Source organism: Rathayibacter sp. AY1C5 (assembly GCF_002931705.1).
GTDB lineage: Bacteria > Actinomycetota > Actinomycetes > Actinomycetales > Microbacteriaceae > Rathayibacter.
Map to the genome: position 1 here is coordinate 261,691 of NZ_PSWD01000001.1, position 18,964 is coordinate 280,654.

The following is an 18,964-nucleotide window of genomic DNA, read 5'->3' on the forward strand; positions in this document are numbered from 1 at the left end:
AGGCGGACGCGGCGGATCCGACGGTAGAGGTGCTCGCTTCGAGCACCCGATGAGGCGGCGGTGCGGAGCCGGTGAGCCGGGCCGCGGGCGTCGCTTCCTCCAGGACAACGGCGGCGGTCCCGGTTCGGTTCAGCGCTCGTCCGACGGGCGTGTCAGCGCAGGAGTGCGGCGACCACTCCGGGCAGGTGCTCCGCGATGTCGAGCGCGGCGATCGGGCCGCCGGCGGAGGCGCTCCGTCCGGCCTCCGCGTGCAGGACGGCGGCCGCGGCGGCCACCGGGGCGAGGTCCTCCGCGGTCAGAGTCGTCCCGGCCGCCTCGGCGTCCGCGGCCCGACCGGCGAGGAGTGCGCCGAGCACGCCGCCGAGGACGTCGCCGCTGCCCGCGGTCGCCAGCCAGGGCGTGGATCCGGAGACCTCGAGCTCGACGCCGCCCGCGACGACGTGGGTGGTGCCGCCCTTGAGGAGCACGCAGACTCCGAGGCGGTCCGCCGCCCGGCGCGCCCACTCCCCCGGGGCCTCGGCGATCGTCGCGGCGTCCGCGTCCAGACCCGCTCGGCCGAGCACTCCGGCGAGCTCGCGGTAGTGCGGCGTGATGACGACCGGGCCTGCGGCCTCGTCGATCAGGTCGAGCGCGCCCGCGTCGAGCACCACCGGGACTCCCGAGTGCAGCTGCTCGATCAGGGTGCGCCGCTCCTCGTCGCTGCGGTCCTCGGCGCTGGTGCCGGAGCCGACGAGCCAGGCCTGCACGCGCCCCACCGCGGTCACGACCTCCGGCCGCCGGGCGAGCACCAGTCCCGCGGGCCGCTCCGGTCCGAGGTACCGGACCATGCCGACTCCCGTCCGCACCGCCGCCTCGACGCCGAGCACCGCCGCTCCCGGATACCGCTCCGACCCGGTCGCGATCCCCAGCACCCCGCGCGTGTACTTGTCGTCGTCCTCCCGCGGCACCCTGATGCTCCGCGCCGCCTCCGCCGTCCCGACCCGCTCACCCATCCCGCCACCCTACGTCGCCCTGCGGCGGAGCCGCCCGGTGCCGCCGCTGCCGCACTGGTGCCGGAGCAGCGCACTGGTGCCGGCGCAGCGCACTGGTGCCGGCGCAGCCGCACCCCTCTCCCCTTGCTCCAGAGGGGCGCGGGTGCTGGAGGGGGCAGTCGCAAGGCGGAGGAGGAAGCGGTACCGGCGGTACCGCGCCCGACGACAACGCCGCGAACGCCCCCTCCAGCACCCGCGGGCGCGGGCCGAGGAGGGGTCGGATGCAAGGCGGAGGAGGAAGCGATACCGGCGGTACCGCGCCCGACGACAACGCCCCCTCCAGCACCCGCGGGCGCGGGCCGCGGAGGGGTCGGATGCAAGGCGGAGGAGGAAGCGATACCGGCGGTATCGCGCCCGACGACAACGCCCCCTCCAGCACCCGCGCCTAGCGGCGGGTGGCGTCGTCGACTTCGCCGACGAGCTCCTCGATGATGTCCTCGAGGAACAGCACTCCGGTGGCGCGGCCCTGCTCGTCGAACGCCCGGGCGAGGTGGGCGCCGGTGCGCCGCATGATCGCGAGGGCGTCCTCGAGGTCGGTGGCCTCGAAGATCGAGGCGAGCTGGCGGATGCGCTTGGCGGGGACGGGGAGGCGGAACTTGGCGCCCTCGGTGTCGCCGTCGAGGTCGAGGACGTCCTTGAGGTGGATGTAGCCCTCGGGGGTGCCGTCCTCGCCGAGGATCACGTAGCGCGAGAAGCCGTGCTTGGCGACGGCGCGCTCGACGTCGGCGGGGGTCGCTCCGCTGGGGAGGCTGACGATCCCGTCGAGGGGCAGGGCGACGTCGTGGACCTTCTTCTCGGTGAACTCGAACGCGGCGAGGAGGGTCCCGGTCGAGTCGCGGAGCGTGCCCTCGCGGGTGGACTGGTCGACGATCGTCTGCACCTCCTCGAGCGTGAAGGTGCTGTTCGCCTCGTCCTTGGGCTCCACCTTGAAGAGGCGGAGCACTCCGTTCGAGACCGCGTTGAGGGCGACGATGATCGGGCGGAGGACCCGGGCGATGGCGACGAGCGGCGGCGCCAGGAGGAGCACGGCGCGGTCGGGCATCGAGAACGAGATGTTCTTGGGGACCATCTCGCCGAGCACCACGTGCAGGAACGACACGATCAGCAGCGTGATGACGAAGGCGACGGTGCCGGAGAGCTCGTCGGGGATGCCGACGGCGTGCAGCGGCACCTCGAGCAGGTGGTGGATCGCCGGCTCGCTCACGTTGAGGATCAGCAGCGAGCAGACGGTGATGCCCAGCTGCGTGGTCGCGAGCATCAGTGTGGCGTGCTCCATCGCGGCGAGCGCGGTGATCGCGCTGCGGCGTCCGCTCTCCGCGAGGGGCTCGATCTGGGAGCGGCGCGCGGAGATGACTGCGAACTCCGCTCCGACGAAGAAGGCGTTCGCGGCGAGGAGCACCACGAGCCAGGCGATTCCGGCCCAGTCACTCATCGTCGGACTCCTTCCGTCCGCGGTGTCCGCGGGCGACGTCGGCGAGCGGGTCGGGGATCCCGTCGGGATCCGCGTCGGGGTCGGGGGTGAAGCGGAGGCGGTCGATGCGGCGGCCGTCCAGGCGCTCGACGCGCAGCGAGCCGCCCTCGACGTCGACCCGGTCGCCGACGGCGGGGAGGCGGCCGAGCTCGCTCATCACGAATCCGGCGACCGTCTCGTAGGGCCCCTCCTCGGGGATGTGCACGCCGGCGCGGTCGAGGACCTCGTCGGGGCGGAGCATGCCGGGGAAGGTGGTGGAGCCGGGGAGCTTGACCACGTCGGCCCGGGAGCGGTCGTGCTCGTCGGCGACCTCGCCGACCAGCTCCTCGACCAGGTCCTCGAGCGTGGCGACGCCCGCCGTGCCGCCGTACTCGTCGACGACGACCGCGAGCTGGAAGCCGCGTCCGCGCAGCTCGGTGAGCAGCACGTCGAGCTTCATGGTCTCGGGGACGCGGAGCGGCTCGGAGCGCAGCGCCGTGACCGGGACGTCGGACCTCTTGCCGCGGGGCACGGCGACGGCCTGCTTGACGTGCACGACTCCGACGATGTCGTCGATGTCGTCGTCCGTGATCGGGAAGCGCGAGAACCCGGTGGTTCGGGCGAGGTCGAGCACGTCCTGCGCGGTGCTCGCGCGCTCGACCGTCGACAGGCGCAGGCGCGGCGTCATCACGTCGCCCGCGGTGAGGGCGGAGAAGCGGAGGGTGCGCCCGAGCAGGTCGGCCGTGTCCTCCTCGAGCAGTCCGGCGCTGGCGGAGTGGCGCACGAGGCTCGAGAGCTCCTCGGCGCTGCGGGCGCCCGAGAGTTCCTCCTTCGGCTCGATGCCGACCAGGCGCAGCAGGGCGTTCGCACTGCCGTTCAGCAGGGCGACGGCCGGGCGGAACACCGTCGTGAACGCGGTCTGCAGCGGCACGACGAGCTTCGCGGTCGCCCGCGGCAGAGCGAGGGCGAAGTTCTTGGGGACCAGCTCGCCGAGGATCATCGACAGCAGGGTCGCGATGACGATGGCGACCACCGTCATGACCGGCGCGAGCGCCTCCTCCGGGATGCCGAATCCGCTGAACGGCTCCTGGAGCAGCGTCGAGAGGGCGGGCTCCATCGTGTAGCCGGTGAGCAGCGTCGTGAGGGTGATGCCCAGCTGCGCGCTCGAGAGGTGCGTGGAGGTGACGCGCAGGGCCGCGATGGTCATGCCCAGGCGCGTCTCGCCGCGGTCGCGACGGGCTTCGAGATCGGCCCGGTCGAGGTTCACCAGCGCGAACTCGCTGGCGACGAAGACGCCGGTGCCCAGGGTCAGCAGCAGGCCGACGCCGAGGAGGAGCCACTCAGTTCCCACGGTGGTCGCCCCCGGTCACGAGAGGGAGGTGCGAGGAGGGCCGGACGGGGCGGGCCGGCGGAGCGGCGGACCGTGAGCGGCGAGCGGGAGTCCGAGGAGCACTGCAGTGAGCGGAACAGGCCGGATGCGCAGAGGGAGGGTCGTCCATTGTGGCGCCGAGTCTACCCGCCGCGGAGCGCCGCCGGGCGTGCTCCGATGCCGCGGCTCAGAGCCACTTCTTCCGCTTGAACACCGCGTAGAGCGCGAAGCCGAACAGCACCATCAGGCCCAGCGCCCAGGGGTAGCCGAGGCGCCAGTGCAGCTCCGGCATGTCGTCGAAGTTCATCCCGTAGATGCCGGCCACGAGCGTCGGGGCGAAGAGGATCGCCGCCCACGAGGAGATCTTGCGGACCACGTCGTTCTGGGCGAGCCCGGTCTCGGTCTGCCGGCGCGAGACGAGCGTCGAGTGCACCGTGAGCGCCTTGTCGAGGATCGCGCGCAGGGAGTCGACCGCCTCCGTCACGCGGATGGTGTGGTCGAGCACGTCGCGGAGTGACCGGCGCAGCTCGATCCGCTCCGGCGAGGGCGAGGGCTCCCCCTCCACGGGCGTCGACTCCTGCAGCAGCTCGTGCAGCAGGGCGGTCAGCGGCTGCACCGAGCGCTGGAAGTGGATGACCTCGCGCGAGAGCCGGTAGATGCGCTCCGAGAGCCCGTCGTCCGAGTCGTCGCCGAAGAGCTGGTCCTCGATCTCGTCCACGTCGCCCTGGACGCCGAACACCACCGGCGCGTACTCGTCGACGACCTGGTCGAGGATCGCGTAGAGCACCGCTTCGGGCCCGCGGGCGAGAAGGGCCGGATCCTCCTCCAGGCGGCGGCGCACGCGGGCGAGGTCCGGGGAGTCGGCGTGCCGGATGGTGACCACGAAGTCGGGGCCGACGAAGACGTGCAGCTCGCCGAAGACGACCGTCTCGGCGGCGTCCGCGTAGCGCGCCGGCCGCAGCACGACGAAGAGCCCGTCGTCGTAGCGCTCGAGCTTGGCCCGCTGGTGCCCGCTCAGCGCGTCCTCGACGGCGAGCGGGTGCAGCCCGAACTCCTCGGCGACCGCCTCGACCTCCTCGCGCGTCGGGCGGTAGAGGCCGATCCAGGCCATGCCGTGCTCGTCGCGCATCAGCTCGAAGGTGTCCTCGAGCGAGTCGGGGTTCCGGATGCGGCGGCCGTCGACGTACACGGCGTTGTCGACGATGGTCATGGGCTCGGTTCTAGCACGCGGCGCCCGCTCACCAGCTGACCGGCAGCGCCTTGCCCTCCTCGTAGCCCGCGGCCGACTGCAGGCCCACGTGCGCCCGCTCATGGAAGTCGGCCACGCTCCGGGCTCCGGCGTAGGTGAAGGACGAGCGGACCCCCGACGTGATCATGTCGAGCAGGTCCTCGACCGAGGGCCGCAGCGGATCGAGGTAGATGGTGGAGGAGGAGATGCCCTCGGCGAAGAGGCGCTTGCGGGCGAGCTCGTACGCGTCGAGGCGGTCGAAGCGCTCCTGCACCGCCTTGGCCGAGGCCATGCCCCAGCTCTCCTTGTAGACCCGGCCGGCCGCGTCGCTGCGCAGCTCCCCCGGAGCCTCGATCGTGCCGGCGAACCAGGAGCCGATCATCACGGAGGCGGCGCCCGCGGCCAGCGCGAGGGCGACGTCGCGCGGGTAGCGCACCCCGCCGTCCGCCCAGACGTGGGCGCCCAGCTCGTGCGCGCGCTCGGCCGTCTCGAGGACGGCCGAGAACTGCGGGCGGCCGACCGCGGTCATCATCCGGGTGGTGCACATCGCGCCGGGGCCGACGCCGACCTTGAGGATGTCCGCTCCCGCGTCGACGAGGTCGTGCACCGCGTCGGCCGTGACGACGTTGCCCGCCGCGATCGGCACTCCGAGATCGAGCGCGGAGACCGTCCGGAGCGCCCGGAGCATCCCCTCCTGGTGGCCGTGCGCGGTGTCGAGGACGAGGACGTCGACGCCCGCGGAGACGAGCGCGCGCGCCTTCGCCTCGACGTCGCCGTTGATGCCGATCGCTGCCGCGACGCGCAGACGCCCGTCCGCGTCGAGCGCCGGGTCGTAGACGGTGGAGCGGAGGGCGCCGGTGCGCGACAGCGTGCCGACCAGGGCGCCGTGGTGCAGCACCGGGGCGAAGTCGAGGTCGGCGGCCACCATGAGGTCGAAGGCGGCCCGCGCGGTGGGCACGTCGTCGGCGTCGATCGAGGGGGTGGCGGAGTGCACCAGGTCGCCCAGGCGCGCGTCCGGCAGCGCGGTCGCCAGGCGCGCGGCCGGGACGCAGCCGAGGATCGCGCCGCCCTCCTCCTGCACCACGAAGCCGTGGCCGGCGACGGCCGGCAGGATGCGCAGCGCCTCCTCCACGGTCGTCGCCGGCGAGGCGGTGAGGGCGCCGGAGAAGGCGACCGGCTGGCGCTTCACCCAGCGGATCGCGGCGTCCAGCGCCTGCAGAGGCATGTCCTGCGGGAGGACGCCGAGCCCGCCCCGGCGCGCGAGCGTCGCTGCGAGGCGCTGACCGGTGACCGAGTTCATGTTGGAGGAGACGACGGGGATCGTCGCCCCGGTGCCGTCGCCCGGGGCGAGCGAGACGTCGAGGCGGCTCGTCACCGACGAGCGGCCGGGGACGAGGAAGACGTCCGAGTAGGTGAGGTCGCCTGAGGGTGTTCCGCCGGAGAAACGCATGGGGGAAACGCTACTCCGGCGCGGCCCCGGGTCGGCCGTGCAGGGAACGGGGCTAGGCTTGGCGACCGGGACGGGACCAGGCGACGGCACCGGTTCCCGCTGGTGCGAGGACGACCTCCTCCGCCGCGGTGGCAGGCGCCGAGGGATGCGACGGGCCCGTCCGGATGATCGAGGACGAATCAACGGAGAGAGTGGGCGATCGGCTGTGTCGAGCCAGTTGACCGGAGCAGGAACAGAGCAGGGCGCGGAGGACTTCGGAGCCAACGAGTGGCTCGTGGAGGAGCTGTACGAGCAGTACAGCGCCGACCGCGCCTCGGTGGACGAGTCCTGGTGGCCCATCCTGGAGCGCTACGGCGCCCAGCTCGCGAACTCCGGCAAGGACGCTCCGGCTCCGGCTCCTGCCGCGGCCCCCGCGCCCGCCGCCTCGAAGCCCGCCGCTGCCGCCGAGCGCGTCTCGTCGAGCGGCGGAGGCGCCGTGACCCATCCCGCCGCCGCCTCCTCCTCCGAGTCGACCCCCGCCTCCCGCACCACGTCGAAGCAGCCGAAGGCGCAGCCGATCCCGGCCGACGCTCCGGTGAGCAAGCCCTCCGCCGAGGACTCGACGCCGGACGAGGACGTCGTCACCCCGCTCCGCGGCATGGCGAAGAGCCTCGCGACCAACATGGACGCCAGCCTCAGCATCCCCACCGCGACGAGCGTCCGCACGATCCCGGCGAAGCTGATGATCGACAACCGCATCGTCATCAACAACCACCTGCGCCGCACCCGCGGCGGCAAGGTCTCGTTCACGCACCTGATCGGCTGGGCGCTCATCCGCGCGCTCAAGGACTTCCCGAGCCAGAACGTGTTCTACGACGAGGTCGACGGCAAGCCCGCGGTCGTCGCCCCGGCGCACGTCAACCTCGGCATCGCGATCGATATGCCGAAGCCCGACGGCACGCGCGCCCTGCTCGTGCCGAGCATCAAGCGCGCCGACACGCTGAGCTTCACCGCCTACCTCTCGGCCTACGAGGACCTGGTCAAGCGCGCGCGCGGCAACAAGCTCGTCGCCGGCGACTTCGCGGGCACCACGCTCTCGCTGACGAACCCCGGCGGCATCGGCACGGTCCACTCCGTCCCCCGCCTGATGAAGGGCCAGGGCTGCATCATCGGAGCCGGCGCCCTCGAGTACCCGGCGGAGTTCCAGGGCGCGTCCGAGAAGACGCTGGTCGAGCTGGGCATCGGCAAGACCATCACCCTGACCTCGACCTACGACCACCGCGTCATCCAGGGCGCCGGCTCGGGCGAGTTCCTCAAGATCGTGCACGAGCTCCTGCTCGGCGGCCGCGGCTTCTACGAGGACATCTTCGCCGCGCTGCGCATCCCCTACGACCCGATCCACTGGTCCACGGACATCGCCGTCGACCTCGCCGAGCGCGTCTCCAAGACCGCCCGCGTGCAGGAGCTCATCAACTCGTTCCGCGTCCGCGGGCATCTGATGGCCGACGTCGACCCGCTGGAGTACGTGCAGCGCTCGCACCCCGACCTCGCCATCGAGAGCCACGGCCTCACCTTCTGGGACCTCGATCGCGAGTTCGTCACGGACGGCTTCGGCGGCAAGCGCCAGCTCAAGCTGCGCGACATCCTCGGGATCCTCCGCGACTCGTACTGCCGCACCGTCGGCGTCGAGTACATGCACATCCAGGACCCGGAGCAGCGCGCCTGGATGCAGCAGAAGCTCGAGCGCGGCTACGAGAAGCCGGGCCACGACGAGCAGCTGCGCATCCTGGGCAAGCTCAACGAGGCCGAGGCCTTCGAGACCTTCCTGCAGACCAAGTACGTGGGCCAGAAGCGCTTCTCGCTCGAGGGCGGGGAGTCGCTCATCGCGCTGCTCGACGCCGTCCTGCAGGGCGCGGCCGACGAGCACCTCGACGAGGTCGCGATCGGCATGGCCCACCGCGGCCGCCTGAACGTGCTGACCAACATCGCCGGCAAGACCTACGGCCAGATCTTCCGCGAGTTCGAGGGCACCCAGGACCCGCGCACGGTCCAGGGATCCGGAGACGTGAAGTACCACCTCGGCACCGAGGGCACCTTCCGCGGTGCTGCGGGCGAGGAGATCCCGGTCTACCTGGCGGCGAACCCCTCGCACCTCGAGGCCGTGAACGGCGTGCTCGAGGGCATCGTCCGCGCCAAGCAGGACCGCAAGCCCATCGGCACCTTCACCACGCTGCCGATCCTCGTGCACGGCGACGCCGCGATGGCGGGCCAGGGCGTGGTGGTCGAGACCCTGCAGATGTCGCAGCTGCGGGCGTACCGCACCGGCGGCACGATCCACATCAACATCAACAACCAGGTCGGGTTCACGACTCCCCCTCACGAGGCCCGCACCTCGATCTACTCGACCGACGGCGCGAAGACGATCCAGGCGCCGATCTTCCACGTGAACGGCGACGACCCCGAGGCTGTCGTCCACGTCGGGCAGCTCGCGTTCGAGTACCGCCAGCGGTTCCACCGCGACGTGGTCATCGACCTGATCTGCTATCGCCGGCGCGGGCACAACGAGGGCGACGACCCCTCGATGACCCAGCCGCTGATGTACAGCCTGATCGAGGCCAAGCGCTCGGTCCGCAAGCTGTACACCGAGGCGCTCGTCGGCCGCGGCGACATCACCGAGGAGGAGTACGACCGCGCCCACCAGGACTTCCAGGACCGTCTGGAGCGCGCCTTCGCCGAGACCCACGCCGCGCAGACCGGCGCGATCCCCGTGATCACCGCCGACGGCGACTCCGTGGCCGACCTCGAGCTGCCCGACGCGCAGCAGGGCGAGGACTACCCGGGCGAGCCCGAGGTCACCGGCGTGAAGACCGAGGTCGTCACGCGAATCGGCGACGCGTTCACGACGCCGCCCGAGGGCTTCACCGTGCACCCCAAGCTCCAGCAGCTGCTGGCGAAGCGCCGGGAGATGAGCCGCTCCGGCTCCATCGACTGGGCCTTCGGCGAGCTGCTCGCGCTCGGCTCCCTGCTGCTCGAGGACACCCCTGTGCGCCTCGTCGGCCAGGACACGCGCCGCGGGACCTTCGTCCAGCGCCACGCGGTCCTCCACGACCGCGAGAACGGCCAGGAGTGGCTGCCGCTGATGAACCTGTCCGAGCAGCAGGCCCGGCTCTGGATCTACGACTCGCTGCTCTCGGAGTACGCGGCGATGGCGTTCGAGTACGGCTACTCGGTGGAGCGGCCCGACTCGCTCGTGCTGTGGGAGGCGCAGTTCGGCGACTTCGCGAACGGCGCCCAGATCGTGATCGACGAGTTCATCTCCTCGGCCGAGCAGAAGTGGGGGCAGCGCTCGTCGCTCGTGCTCCTGCTCCCGCACGGCTACGAGGGCCAGGGCCCCGACCACTCGTCGGCGCGGATCGAGCGCTACCTGCAGATGTGCGCGGAGCGGAACATGACCGTCGCGCGCCCGTCGACGCCGGCGTCCTACTTCCACCTGCTGCGCCGCCAGGCCTACTCCCGGCCCCGCCGACCGCTGATCGTCTTCACCCCGAAGGCGATGCTGCGCCTGCGCGGAGCCTCGAGCCCGGTCGAGGACTTCACCTCGGGCCGCTTCCAGCCGGTGATCGACGACGCGCGGATCGAGGACGCCTCCGCCGTGAAGCGCGTCCTGCTCCACGCCGGCAAGGTCCACTACGACCTCAAGGCGGAGCTCGAGAAGAAGCCCGACGACGGCATCGCGCTGGTCCGGGTCGAGCAGTACTACCCGGCGCCGATCGAGGAGCTGCGCGGCATCGCCGAGCGATACCCGGACGCGGAGCTCGTCTGGGTGCAGGACGAGCCCGAGAACCAGGGCGCCTGGCCGTTCATGGCCCTCGAGGTCGCTCCGAAGCTGGGCCGGTCCATGCGCGTGGTCTCGCGGCCCTCCGCGGCCTCCCCCGCGGCCGGCTCGGCCAAGCGGCACGCCTCCGAGCAGGCCGACCTGCTGTCGCGGGCGCTCACCCGCTGACCCGCGGTCCGCACGACGCGGTCGGGCCCGTCGGAACCTCGTGTTCCGGCGGGCCCGTCGCGTTGCGGGCGGACCGTGCCTGACCGCAGGCCCGCAGAGACCGGCAGGAGCGCGCGCGACGTGCGGGTGCCGCGGCGCCCGGAGGCCGCCGGACACGACGGAGCCCCGGCCCCTCGAGGGCCCGCGGTGCGCGGGAGGTCTCGAACGGCCGGGGCTCCCCGGGTCGTGCGGCGCCTAGAGGCGGGCGGGCGCCTGGGAGTGCGCGGCGTGCTCGTCGCGGAGCATGCCGAGCACCTGGGCGCGGAGGTCCTCCGGCGCCGTCTCCTTGCAGGCCCGCTGCACGGCGACCGTCAGCACCACGCCGACCTTCGCCTCATCGGCGCAGTCGACGCATCCCGCCATGTGCTCGCGGATGTCGGCGGCGTCCTCCTTGCACAGCTCGTTGTGGAGGTACTCCTCGAGCTCGGCCTTCGCCTTCGTGCAGCCGCTGTCGGTCATTTCGTGCTCCCGGAAGTGAATGCGGCGCGGAATCCGCGCTCGCGTGCGTAGTCGGTGAGTCGTTCGCGCAGCATGCGCCGGCCGCGGTGCAGCCGACTCATGACGGTCCCGACGGGGGTCTTCATGATGTCCGCGATCTCCTGGTAGGAGAAGCCTTCGACATCGGCGAAGTAGACGGCGAGCCGGAAGTCCTCCGGGATCGCCTGGAGCGCCTCCTTCACCGCGGTGTCGGGGAGGTGGTCGATCGCCTCCGCCTCGGCCGAGCGGCTGGAGGTGGCCGTGGTCGACTCGGCGCCGCCCAGCTGCCAGTCCTCGAGCTCGTCGATCGCGCTCTGGTAGGGCTCGCGCTGCTTCTTGCGGTACGAGTTGATGAACGTGTTCGTGAGGATGCGGTAGAGCCAGGCCTTCAGGTTGGTGCCCTGCTCGAACTGGCGGAACGCGCCGAACGCCTTCGCGAACGTCTCCTGTACGAGGTCCTGCGCGTCGGAGGGGTTCTTCGTCATCCGCAGACCGGCCGCGTAGAGCTGGTCGATGAAGGGCAGCGCCTGCTGCTCGAAGAGGGAGCGGAGATCGACGGGAGCCTCGACCGGGGCGTCGTCCAGCGACTCCTCGACGGTCTCCACGATCGTCTGCTCCGCGTCAGCGGGCTCGGGAGCCTCGTCGGCGGGGGTGGTGCGGGGTTCGTCGTCGCGAGTCATCACGAGCGATTCTAGAGCGGCGGCGCGGCGGACGACCGGGGTTGCGGCGCGAGGGCGCCTCCGGGCGACGGGCCTGCTGCTCCGGAGGACCGGGGGTGCTGCCGTCATGCTCCGCCTCCGTCACGCTCCTGACGACGCCCTGCGCGCCGACTATTCTGACAACCGATGGTCTTCTCGCGTTATTCCGCCCCCGAGTTCGATGCGTACGGCGACGCCCGTGCGCTCCCCGGCGACGACGCCTGGCCCGCACCCCTCGCGGCCGGCGCTCTCGACGCCGAGGTCGGCCTGCCCGGCTCCAAGTCGCTGACCAACCGGGAGCTGGTGCTCGCTGCTCTGGCCGACGGGCCCTCCACGCTGCGGGCGCCGCTGCACTCCCGCGACAGCGCCCTGATGATCGAGGCGCTGCGCTCGCTCGGCACCACGATCCGGGAGTCCGGCTCGACCGGCGGCTTCGGCGCCGACCTGGTCGTGGAGCCCGCGGAGGAGCTGCTCGGCTCGACGACGATCGACTGCGGGCTCGCGGGCACCGTGATGCGCTTCGTCCCGCCGCTGGCCGGCCTCGCGCTCGGCCCCACCACCTTCGACGGCGACGCGTACGCGGCGAAGCGGCCGATGGGGGCGACGATCGCCTCCCTCCGCGCGCTCGGCGTCGACGTCGCCGACGACGGCCGCGGCGCGCTCCCCTTCACCGTCCACGGGTCCGGGGCCGTCCGGGGCGGCGACGTCGTCGTCGACGCCTCGCGGTCGAGCCAGTTCGTCTCGGCGCTCCTGCTGGCCGGCGCCCGCTTCGAGGAGGGACTGCACCTGCGCCACGAGGGCAGCGCCGTCCCCTCCCGGCCCCACATCGACATGACCGTCGCCGCGCTGGCGGCACGGGGCGTCGAGGTCGGCACGCCCGCCGACGGCGAGTGGACCGTCGCGCCGCAGCCCATCGGCGGCGCCGACGTGCTGATCGAGCCCGACCTCTCGAACGCCGCGCCGTTCCTCGCTGCGGCCCTCGTCACGGGCGGCCGCGTCCGGCTTCGCCACTGGCCGGCCGTCACCACGCAGGTCGGGGCGCACCTCGAGCGGATCCTGCCGCTGTTCGGCGCCCGCGTCGAGCGCGACGGCGAGGACCTCGTGGTCACCGGCGGCGACGAGATCCTGGGCGTGGACCTCGACCTGTCGGAGGGAGGCGAGCTCGCCCCCGCCCTCGCCGCGCTCGCCGCGCTGGCCTCCACTCCCAGCACCCTGACCGGGATCGGCCACATCCGCCACCACGAGACGGACCGCCTCGCCGCCCTCGCCGCCGAGATCACCGGCCTCGGCGGCCGGGTCACGGAGCTCGAGGACGGTCTGCGCATCGAGCCCGCCGAGCTCCACGGCGGCCGCTGGCGCACCTACTCCGACCACCGCATGGCCCACGCCGGCGCCCTGATCGGCCTCGTGGTCCCCGGCGTGGTGATCGAGGACGTCGCGACGACAGCGAAGACCCTCCCCCAGTTCCCGGAACTGTGGACGACCCTCGCCGGATCGGTCTGACCCGTGTCGTGGTGGACGGACAGCGGCCTCGACGCCGACGGTGCTCTCGACGACTTCGACGGGTACGACGAGTCGGACGCGCGGGTGCGCCCGAACCCGAAGGGCACGAAGCCCCGGACCAAGAACCGGCCCGCCTACGAGGACGCAGAGATCGCGATGGTGCTCGGCGTCGACCGGGGTCGCTACACGGTGATGATCGGCGACGGGACGCCCGAGGAGCACGAGTTCACGGCGGCCCGGGCCCGCGAGCTGCGGCGCCAGGCGATCGTGGCCGGCGACCGCGTCGACGTGGTCGGGGACTCCAGCGGCGACGAGGGGACGCTCGCCCGCATCGTCCGCATCCGCGAGCGGTCGACCCTCCTCCGCCGCAGCGCCGACGACACCGACGCGATCGAGCGCGTGATCGTCGCCAACGCCGACCAGATGCTCTGCGTGGTGGCCGCCGCCGACCCCGAGCCCCGGACCCGGCTGGTCGACCGCTACCTGGTCGCCGCCTTCGACGCCGGGATCACTCCGATGCTCTGCATCACCAAGACCGACCTCGCGGACCCGGCCCCGTTCCTCCGCAACTTCGAGGGGCTCGACCTCCGCGTGTTCCTCTCGAGCCAGGACGAGCCGCCGGTCGACGAGATCGCCGACGCCCTCCTCGGCCACGAGACCGTGGTCGTCGGGCACTCCGGAGTCGGCAAGTCCACCCTCGTGAACAAGCTCGTCCCGGACGCGCACCGGGCCATCGGGCGCGTGAACACCGTGACGGGCCGCGGTCGGCACACCTCGTCCTCCACCGTCTCGCTCCGCGTGGAGCGCGGCGACCGGCACGGCTGGGTCATCGACACCCCCGGCGTCCGCTCGTTCGGACTCGGCCACGTGAACACCGACAACATCCTCGGCGCGTTCACGACCCTCGCCGTGATCGCCCGGGACTGCCCGCGCGGCTGCACGCACCTGCCCGACTCCCCCGACTGCGCCATCATCGAGGCTGTCGAGGGCGGACTGCTGGGCGCCAGCGGACCGGAGCGCCTCGACTCGCTCCAGCGCCTCCTGACCACCTTCGCCACGACCGACGGAAGCAGACGATGACCGACCTCTCCCCCCTCCCCGCCGAGGCGCGCCTCGCCGTCGGCGACTCCGCTCCGGAGTTCACGCTGCCGAACCAGGACGGCGAGCCCGTCTCGCTCACGGAATACCGCGGACGGCGCGTCATCCTGTTCTTCTACCCCGAGGCCGACACCCCCGGCTGCACCACGGAGGCCTGCGACTTCCGCGACAACGCGGCGTCCCTCCGCGACTCCGGCTACGAGGTCCTCGGGATCTCGCGGGACGCCCCGGAGGCGCTGCGCCGCTGGGCCGACGCCCAGGGCATCGCGTACCCGCTGCTGAGCGACCCCGACATGACCGTGCACCGCGCGTACGCGGTGTGGGGCGAGAAGAGCCTCTACGGCAAGACCGTCGTCGGCGTGCTGCGCTCGACGTTCGTCGTCGGAGCCGAGGGAGCGCTCGAGTTCGCGCAGTACGGCGTCCGGGCGACCGGGCACGTGCAGGCGCTCCGCAAGAAGCTGAAGCTCGTCTGACCCCGGGGCGCGCGGTGCAGGTCATCGTGCGCCACCGGCTCTCGGGGTTCCGCTCATCTGCGAGCATCTCTCATGTCGACGTGAGCGGCACCGCCCGGTGCCCCGTCGGGACGAGGGGTGGTCAGGGTGCGCTCGAATGCTCGCAGGACGACGGCCGCAGCGGCGATCGCGGTCGTGGCAGCTGTACTGGCGGGCTGCACGCCACCGGAGCCGGCGCTCACCGCCGCCAGGGTGCTGCAGGCGGTGTCCGTCGCCGTCTCGTCCGACGGGGGTGTCCGTGCGATCGAGGGGACGGCCCTCGCCGTCGGCGACGACCCGTCCGACACCTCGGCGACCACCACCGTCTACGATCCCCCCGAGGTCGCCGCCGACCTGCCGGTCCGTGTCCGGCCCTCGTGGCGCACCGCCGACGCCTCGGGCACCGATCCGGCCGACCTCGCCGGGCGCTCGGGTCGGATCGAGATCTCGCTCGCGGTGGAGAACCTGACGGTCCGGCCCGAGGAGGTCGCGTTCGACGCGGCCGGTCGTGCAGCCCGCCGCAGTGCACTCGTCGGCGCTCCGCTGACGATCGCAGCCTCCGCGGTCCTGCCGGGCGTCTCGCCGAGTCGCGTCGTCACCGAGAGCGAGTCGGGTGCCGTCACCAACGGCGTGCTCAGCCGTGACGAGCACGGAGACGCCGTCGTGCAGTGGGCCGCTCTCCTCGCTCCCCCGGGCGGTGGCGCGATGGCGACGCTGACCCTCGTCGCCGACGTCGCCGACTTCGCCGTCCCCGCCTTCGACCTGGCGGTCCAGCCCGGCCTGAGCACCGACCCGACCACCGAGGGGGCGCTGGGCGCCGCGTTCGACTCCTCCGACGCCTCGCCGCTCGCCCTCGAGCGCCGCACGATCGAGGTCGTCACCGCGGTGGACGACCTGCTGACGCAGGCCGGCACCACCGTCGCCGAGGTGCGGGCCTCGCTCGACGCGACCTCCGAGACTCTCGGTGTCCGCACGGCCGAGGAGCTGCGGGCCGGCGCCGCCTCGACGGCGGCCTCGATGCAGAGCCTCTCCGGGCAGCTCGGCGCGCTCCGGGCGCAGCTGTCGTCGACGGTCTCGGGCACCGAGTCCGGCCTGCTGGCGCAGCTGTCCGAGGCGATCGACGCGGTGGACGCCATGCTGGGCGACACATCGGCCGCGGTGCCGCCGCCGACGGTCTCGGGCAGCGGATGCGGACTCGCCGTCGACGGCGGCCGCACCGGCTCGATCCACTCGGAGCTGCTACGGCTCACGGCCGAGCTCGACGCGTACGGGACCGCGGCCGAGTCCTGCCGCGACGAGGTCGTCGCGGCTCTCCGTGCTGCCGCGGGGCCGGCACAGCCCTCCGCCGAGACCTGCACGGCACCCTCGATGACATGCTCCCTCGCCGCCTCCGCAGCCGCCGTCGACACCGTGCTGCTCGGGATGCTCGATCGCGGGCAGGACCTCGTCGACTCCCTGCAGCCGGAGCTGATGGACGGCGTGCAGGCCGGGTTCGCCGCCCTCGCGAGCAGGGTGGACGCCGCGTCGGCCTCGGTGGACACCCTGGCCGACCCGGAGGGATCCGTCACCCGGGCGCTCGCCGCCCTGTCGGCGACGCTGGACGAGCTCGACGCGGACACCGCGGGCCTGGAGACGACGGTCGCCTCGGTCGGCGCCGCCGCCACGACCGCCCTGGACGAGCTCGGCACGCCGACCAGCACGGGGTCGCTGTCGGCGCAGAACCAGGAGCTGGCCGATCGGCTCTGCGAGCTGTCGCCGGCGACACAGTCCCCTGCTGCCGCACCCACGCCGACCGGGCGCCCGACGCGCGCACCCGTGGAGGTGACCCGGGGCTCCGTCGAGGAGCTCCGCGCCTACCTGACCGCGACGCCCTGCTCCGGCGCGGGCCGCCTCGACGCTCCCGACGGCTATCCGGCCCCCCTGGCCGACCGGCTGAGCGACCAGGTCCACGCGTGGACCGCCGTCGCCTCCACCGTCGGCAGCACTGGCGCGAGTGCCGACCTCGCCGCCCTGCGCGCCGCGCTCGCCACGGTCCGCAGCGGCATGGCCGAGGCCGACGAGACGGCCGGCTCGGACGACGCACGCCTCACCGGCCTGCTCGCCTCCCTCCGCACCGGCGTCGACGCGCTGACCGCTCAGCGCGACGCCCTCGGCACCCGCATCGACGCTCTCGGCGCCCAGCAGGACGCTCTCGCACCGGCGATCCAGAAGGCGTTCGCCGAGACGGACACGGCCGCCGCCTCCGCGGTCACCGCACTCCTCGACGAGCAGGTGCGGCGGATCTCGACGCGCTCCGGCGCCGACGCCGACGCGGTCGTCGCGATGTTCGACCGGTCGGTCTCGAGCCTGCGCACGGCCTCCTCCGGCATCCGCTCCGACGGTGCAGCGACGGTGGACGCCGGGCACCGGGCTCTCCGCACCGCGGAGGCCCGGATCGGCGGGGCCGTCTCCGAGCGGACGCGCGCCTCCCTGGCCGGCATCGCGACGACGATCGACGCCTCGACCCGCGACACCGACGCGGCCGCCGCGCTCCTCGCCGCCGATCTGCACAAGGTGCTCCTGGACCTCGGCGACCGGACGGTCGGCGGCTCCGGCCTGCTCGGATCGATGACCACGAGTGCCGCGAAGGTCGGCACCGCCGACGTGCAGCTCGCCCTCGCCTCGCAGAGCGCACGGGGCTACGCCGCGGTGCGATCCGAGGACGTCTCGGGCATCCTGCTGGCGCAGGCCCAGGAGCGGGCCTCCCTCCGCGCCGGGGATGAGCTTCCCGCGTTCCACCTCGACCTGCCCGAGGGCACGCGGACCCGGACGGTCTACTCCTTCCGGATCGGGGACGAGCGATGACCCGCCTGGGCAGGCGCGCGGCGCAGCACCCCCGCACCGCCCGACGGAGCCCGATGCTGATCGGCGGCGCCGTCGCCCTCCTCGGCGTCAGCGGTGCCCTCGTCTCCCTCCTGCCCCCGCAGTCCGCCCCGATGACGGAGGTCGCCGCTCTCCCGGTCGGCTTCTCGTGCGCCCGGGTGCCCGAGCAGCTGACGCTCGGGGTGGTGGTCTCGCTCAGCTCGGCTCCGGGCGAGGGCGCGGAGTGGAAGGACGCGGCGAACGGTGCCGTCGTCGCAGCGCACCGGTCAGCGATGGGCGACTGCGAGATCGGTCTCGTCGCCGTCGACGACCACGGGACGCCCGAGGGTGCCCGCGCCGCCGTCGAGGAGCTGACGGGCCAGGGCGTGTCCGGCCTCGTCCTCGCGACCTACGGCATGCACACCGCTGCGGCCGTGGACGCCGCTCGGGCAGCGGGGACAGCGGCCGTCCTCCCGTACGGAGGCGACCCCGCCCTGCCCGGCGACGGCGTCTGGTCCCTCGGACCCGACACCGCCTCGACCGACGCGGCACTCGTGGAGGAGGCCGGCGGCGGCGCCCGGGTACTCCTCGTCGACACCGGTGGAGGCACCCCGACCGGTCTCTCGCCCGCCGCGACGGTGACCGCCGATCCCGGCGCCACCGCGGACGTGATCATCACCGCCGCCCGCCCGCACCTCGAGGGCGAGCTGGCGGTCGAGCGCGTCGTCGTGTCCGGCCCCGCCGCGGCGCAGGCGACGGCGGTCGCCGCTCTGCAGGCGGCGGGGGCGTCCGTCCCGATCCTGCTCACGCCCGACGCGCTGAGCCCCGCCTTCGCTCCCGCCCTGGCCGCGGCCGGAGGCACCCTCTCGGGAGATCTGACGACGATCGGCACGGATTCCGGCGACGCGGTCGCCCTCCGCGGCGACGAGCGCGGACGCGCGGCCTCCGCGTTCCTGGGGGCCGTGCGGATGACCGCCGACGATGCCGCGCGGGCGACCCTCCTCGGCGACCGTTCGTTCCGCGATCTCGCCGCGGTCGCGGACGCCCCCAGCCACGACGCCGTCGTGGCGCTCGTGCGAGCCGCGGCCGTCGCAGGCAGCAGGGAACCCTCGGCGGTCGCCGCCGCACTCCGCGGATCCACGATCGGACCGACGGACGGGCTCGCCGGTCCGCCGCTCGACTTCGGCGCCGCGCACGCTCTGGACGCCCCGGCACTCCCCCTCCACACCTCGCCGCAGCGCCTCGGCCTGCGGCCCGCCGACCCGCCGCTGCTCTGGTTCGCCGGACAGCCCCGACCGTGAGCCCCC

Annotated in this window: 13 protein-coding genes; 6 read left to right on the forward strand and 7 right to left on the reverse strand. The window is 73.3% G+C overall.

The annotated features are described in order from the left end of the window. Window positions 1-152 precede the first annotated feature (152 nt). The 5 genes from C5C57_RS01220 to C5C57_RS01240 all read right to left on the reverse strand — a co-directional run bounded on the left by C5C57_RS01220 (window position 153) and on the right by C5C57_RS01240 (window position 6,528). Complete coding sequence (locus C5C57_RS01220) at window positions 153-992, reverse strand: ADP/ATP-dependent (S)-NAD(P)H-hydrate dehydratase (protein ID WP_104297193.1); 840 nt, start codon at window positions 990-992, stop codon at window positions 153-155. A 424-nt stretch (window positions 993-1,416) separates the two neighbouring features. Continuing rightward, window positions 1,417-2,463, reverse strand: a complete 1,047-nt coding sequence (locus C5C57_RS01225) for a hemolysin family protein (protein ID WP_104224111.1) — start codon at window positions 2,461-2,463, stop codon at window positions 1,417-1,419. Beyond that, window positions 2,456-3,832, reverse strand: coding sequence for a hemolysin family protein (locus tag C5C57_RS01230; protein ID WP_104224112.1), 1,377 nt, complete (start codon window positions 3,830-3,832; stop codon window positions 2,456-2,458). Before C5C57_RS01230 ends, C5C57_RS01225 begins: the two co-directional genes overlap by 8 nt. 205 nt (window positions 3,833-4,037) lie before the next feature. Further along, entirely contained in the window at window positions 4,038-5,060 is a 1,023-nt protein-coding gene (corA, locus tag C5C57_RS01235) for a magnesium/cobalt transporter CorA (protein WP_104224113.1), read from the reverse strand. A gap of 28 nt (window positions 5,061-5,088) precedes the next feature. Then, window positions 5,089-6,528: a GuaB1 family IMP dehydrogenase-related protein gene (locus C5C57_RS01240; RefSeq protein WP_104246650.1), complete on the reverse strand. Its 1,440-nt coding sequence runs from the start codon at window positions 6,526-6,528 to the stop codon at window positions 5,089-5,091. Window positions 6,529-6,733: 205 nt separating this feature from the next. Here C5C57_RS01240 and C5C57_RS01245 point away from each other — a divergent pair, with 205 nt between their 5' ends. Beyond that, window positions 6,734-10,510 (forward strand): multifunctional oxoglutarate decarboxylase/oxoglutarate dehydrogenase thiamine pyrophosphate-binding subunit/dihydrolipoyllysine-residue succinyltransferase subunit, encoded by a 3,777-nt coding sequence (locus C5C57_RS01245; RefSeq protein ID WP_181069048.1) that lies wholly within the window; start codon window positions 6,734-6,736, stop codon window positions 10,508-10,510. 234 nt (window positions 10,511-10,744) lie between these two features. Here the strand turns inward: C5C57_RS01245 and C5C57_RS01250 are convergent, their stop codons facing one another. Next, window positions 10,745-11,008: a zf-HC2 domain-containing protein gene (locus C5C57_RS01250; protein WP_104224116.1), complete on the reverse strand. Its 264-nt coding sequence runs from the start codon at window positions 11,006-11,008 to the stop codon at window positions 10,745-10,747. Beyond that, a complete protein-coding gene (locus tag C5C57_RS01255) occupies window positions 11,005-11,706 on the reverse strand; it encodes a sigma-70 family RNA polymerase sigma factor (protein ID WP_104224117.1) in 702 nt (233 codons plus the stop codon). The genes C5C57_RS01250 and C5C57_RS01255 overlap by 4 nt, the downstream gene beginning before the upstream one ends. A gap of 165 nt (window positions 11,707-11,871) precedes the next feature. On the opposite strand from C5C57_RS01255, the gene aroA reads away from it, so the two are divergent. The 5 genes from aroA (at window position 11,872) to C5C57_RS01280 (ending at window position 18,958) form a co-directional block, all read left to right on the forward strand. Further along, complete coding sequence (gene aroA, locus C5C57_RS01260) at window positions 11,872-13,227, forward strand: 3-phosphoshikimate 1-carboxyvinyltransferase (RefSeq protein ID WP_104297194.1); 1,356 nt, start codon at window positions 11,872-11,874, stop codon at window positions 13,225-13,227. Between the two features lie 3 nt (window positions 13,228-13,230). Next, the gene (gene rsgA / locus C5C57_RS01265) at window positions 13,231-14,307 is read left to right on the forward strand and encodes a ribosome small subunit-dependent GTPase A (RefSeq protein WP_104224119.1); all 1,077 of its coding nucleotides are present in this window, start codon (window positions 13,231-13,233) and stop codon (window positions 14,305-14,307) included. Next, window positions 14,304-14,798 (forward strand): thioredoxin-dependent thiol peroxidase, encoded by a 495-nt coding sequence (gene bcp / locus C5C57_RS01270; RefSeq protein ID WP_104225495.1) that lies wholly within the window; start codon window positions 14,304-14,306, stop codon window positions 14,796-14,798. The genes rsgA and bcp overlap by 4 nt, the downstream gene beginning before the upstream one ends. A gap of 174 nt (window positions 14,799-14,972) precedes the next feature. After that, the gene (locus C5C57_RS01275) at window positions 14,973-17,660 is read left to right on the forward strand and encodes a hypothetical protein (RefSeq protein WP_146082322.1); all 2,688 of its coding nucleotides are present in this window, start codon (window positions 14,973-14,975) and stop codon (window positions 17,658-17,660) included. Further along, window positions 17,657-18,958 carry a hypothetical protein gene (locus C5C57_RS01280; RefSeq protein ID WP_146079408.1) on the forward strand — a complete coding sequence of 434 codons (1,302 nt, stop codon included), beginning with the start codon at window positions 17,657-17,659 and terminating at the stop codon, window positions 18,956-18,958. The genes C5C57_RS01275 and C5C57_RS01280 overlap by 4 nt, the downstream gene beginning before the upstream one ends. Window positions 18,959-18,964 lie beyond the last annotated feature (6 nt).

Excerpts from the sequence above, each read along its gene's own strand:
- C5C57_RS01220 (WP_104297193.1), bottom strand. The coding sequence starts at position 992 with ATGGGTGAGCGGGTCGGGACGGCGGAGGCGGCGCGGAGCATCAGGGTG.
- C5C57_RS01225 (WP_104224111.1), bottom strand. The coding sequence starts at position 2,463 with ATGAGTGACTGGGCCGGAATCGCCTGGCTCGTGGTGCTCCTCGCCGCG.
- corA (WP_104224113.1), bottom strand. The coding sequence starts at position 5,060 with ATGACCATCGTCGACAACGCCGTGTACGTCGACGGCCGCCGCATCCGG.
- C5C57_RS01240 (WP_104246650.1), bottom strand. The coding sequence starts at position 6,528 with ATGCGTTTCTCCGGCGGAACACCCTCAGGCGACCTCACCTACTCGGAC.
- C5C57_RS01250 (WP_104224116.1), bottom strand. The coding sequence starts at position 11,008 with ATGACCGACAGCGGCTGCACGAAGGCGAAGGCCGAGCTCGAGGAGTAC.
- C5C57_RS01255 (WP_104224117.1), bottom strand. The coding sequence starts at position 11,706 with ATGACTCGCGACGACGAACCCCGCACCACCCCCGCCGACGAGGCTCCC.
- aroA (WP_104297194.1), top strand. The coding sequence starts at position 11,872 with ATGGTCTTCTCGCGTTATTCCGCCCCCGAGTTCGATGCGTACGGCGAC.
- bcp (WP_104225495.1), top strand. The coding sequence starts at position 14,304 with ATGACCGACCTCTCCCCCCTCCCCGCCGAGGCGCGCCTCGCCGTCGGC.
- C5C57_RS01280 (WP_146079408.1), top strand. The coding sequence starts at position 17,657 with ATGACCCGCCTGGGCAGGCGCGCGGCGCAGCACCCCCGCACCGCCCGA.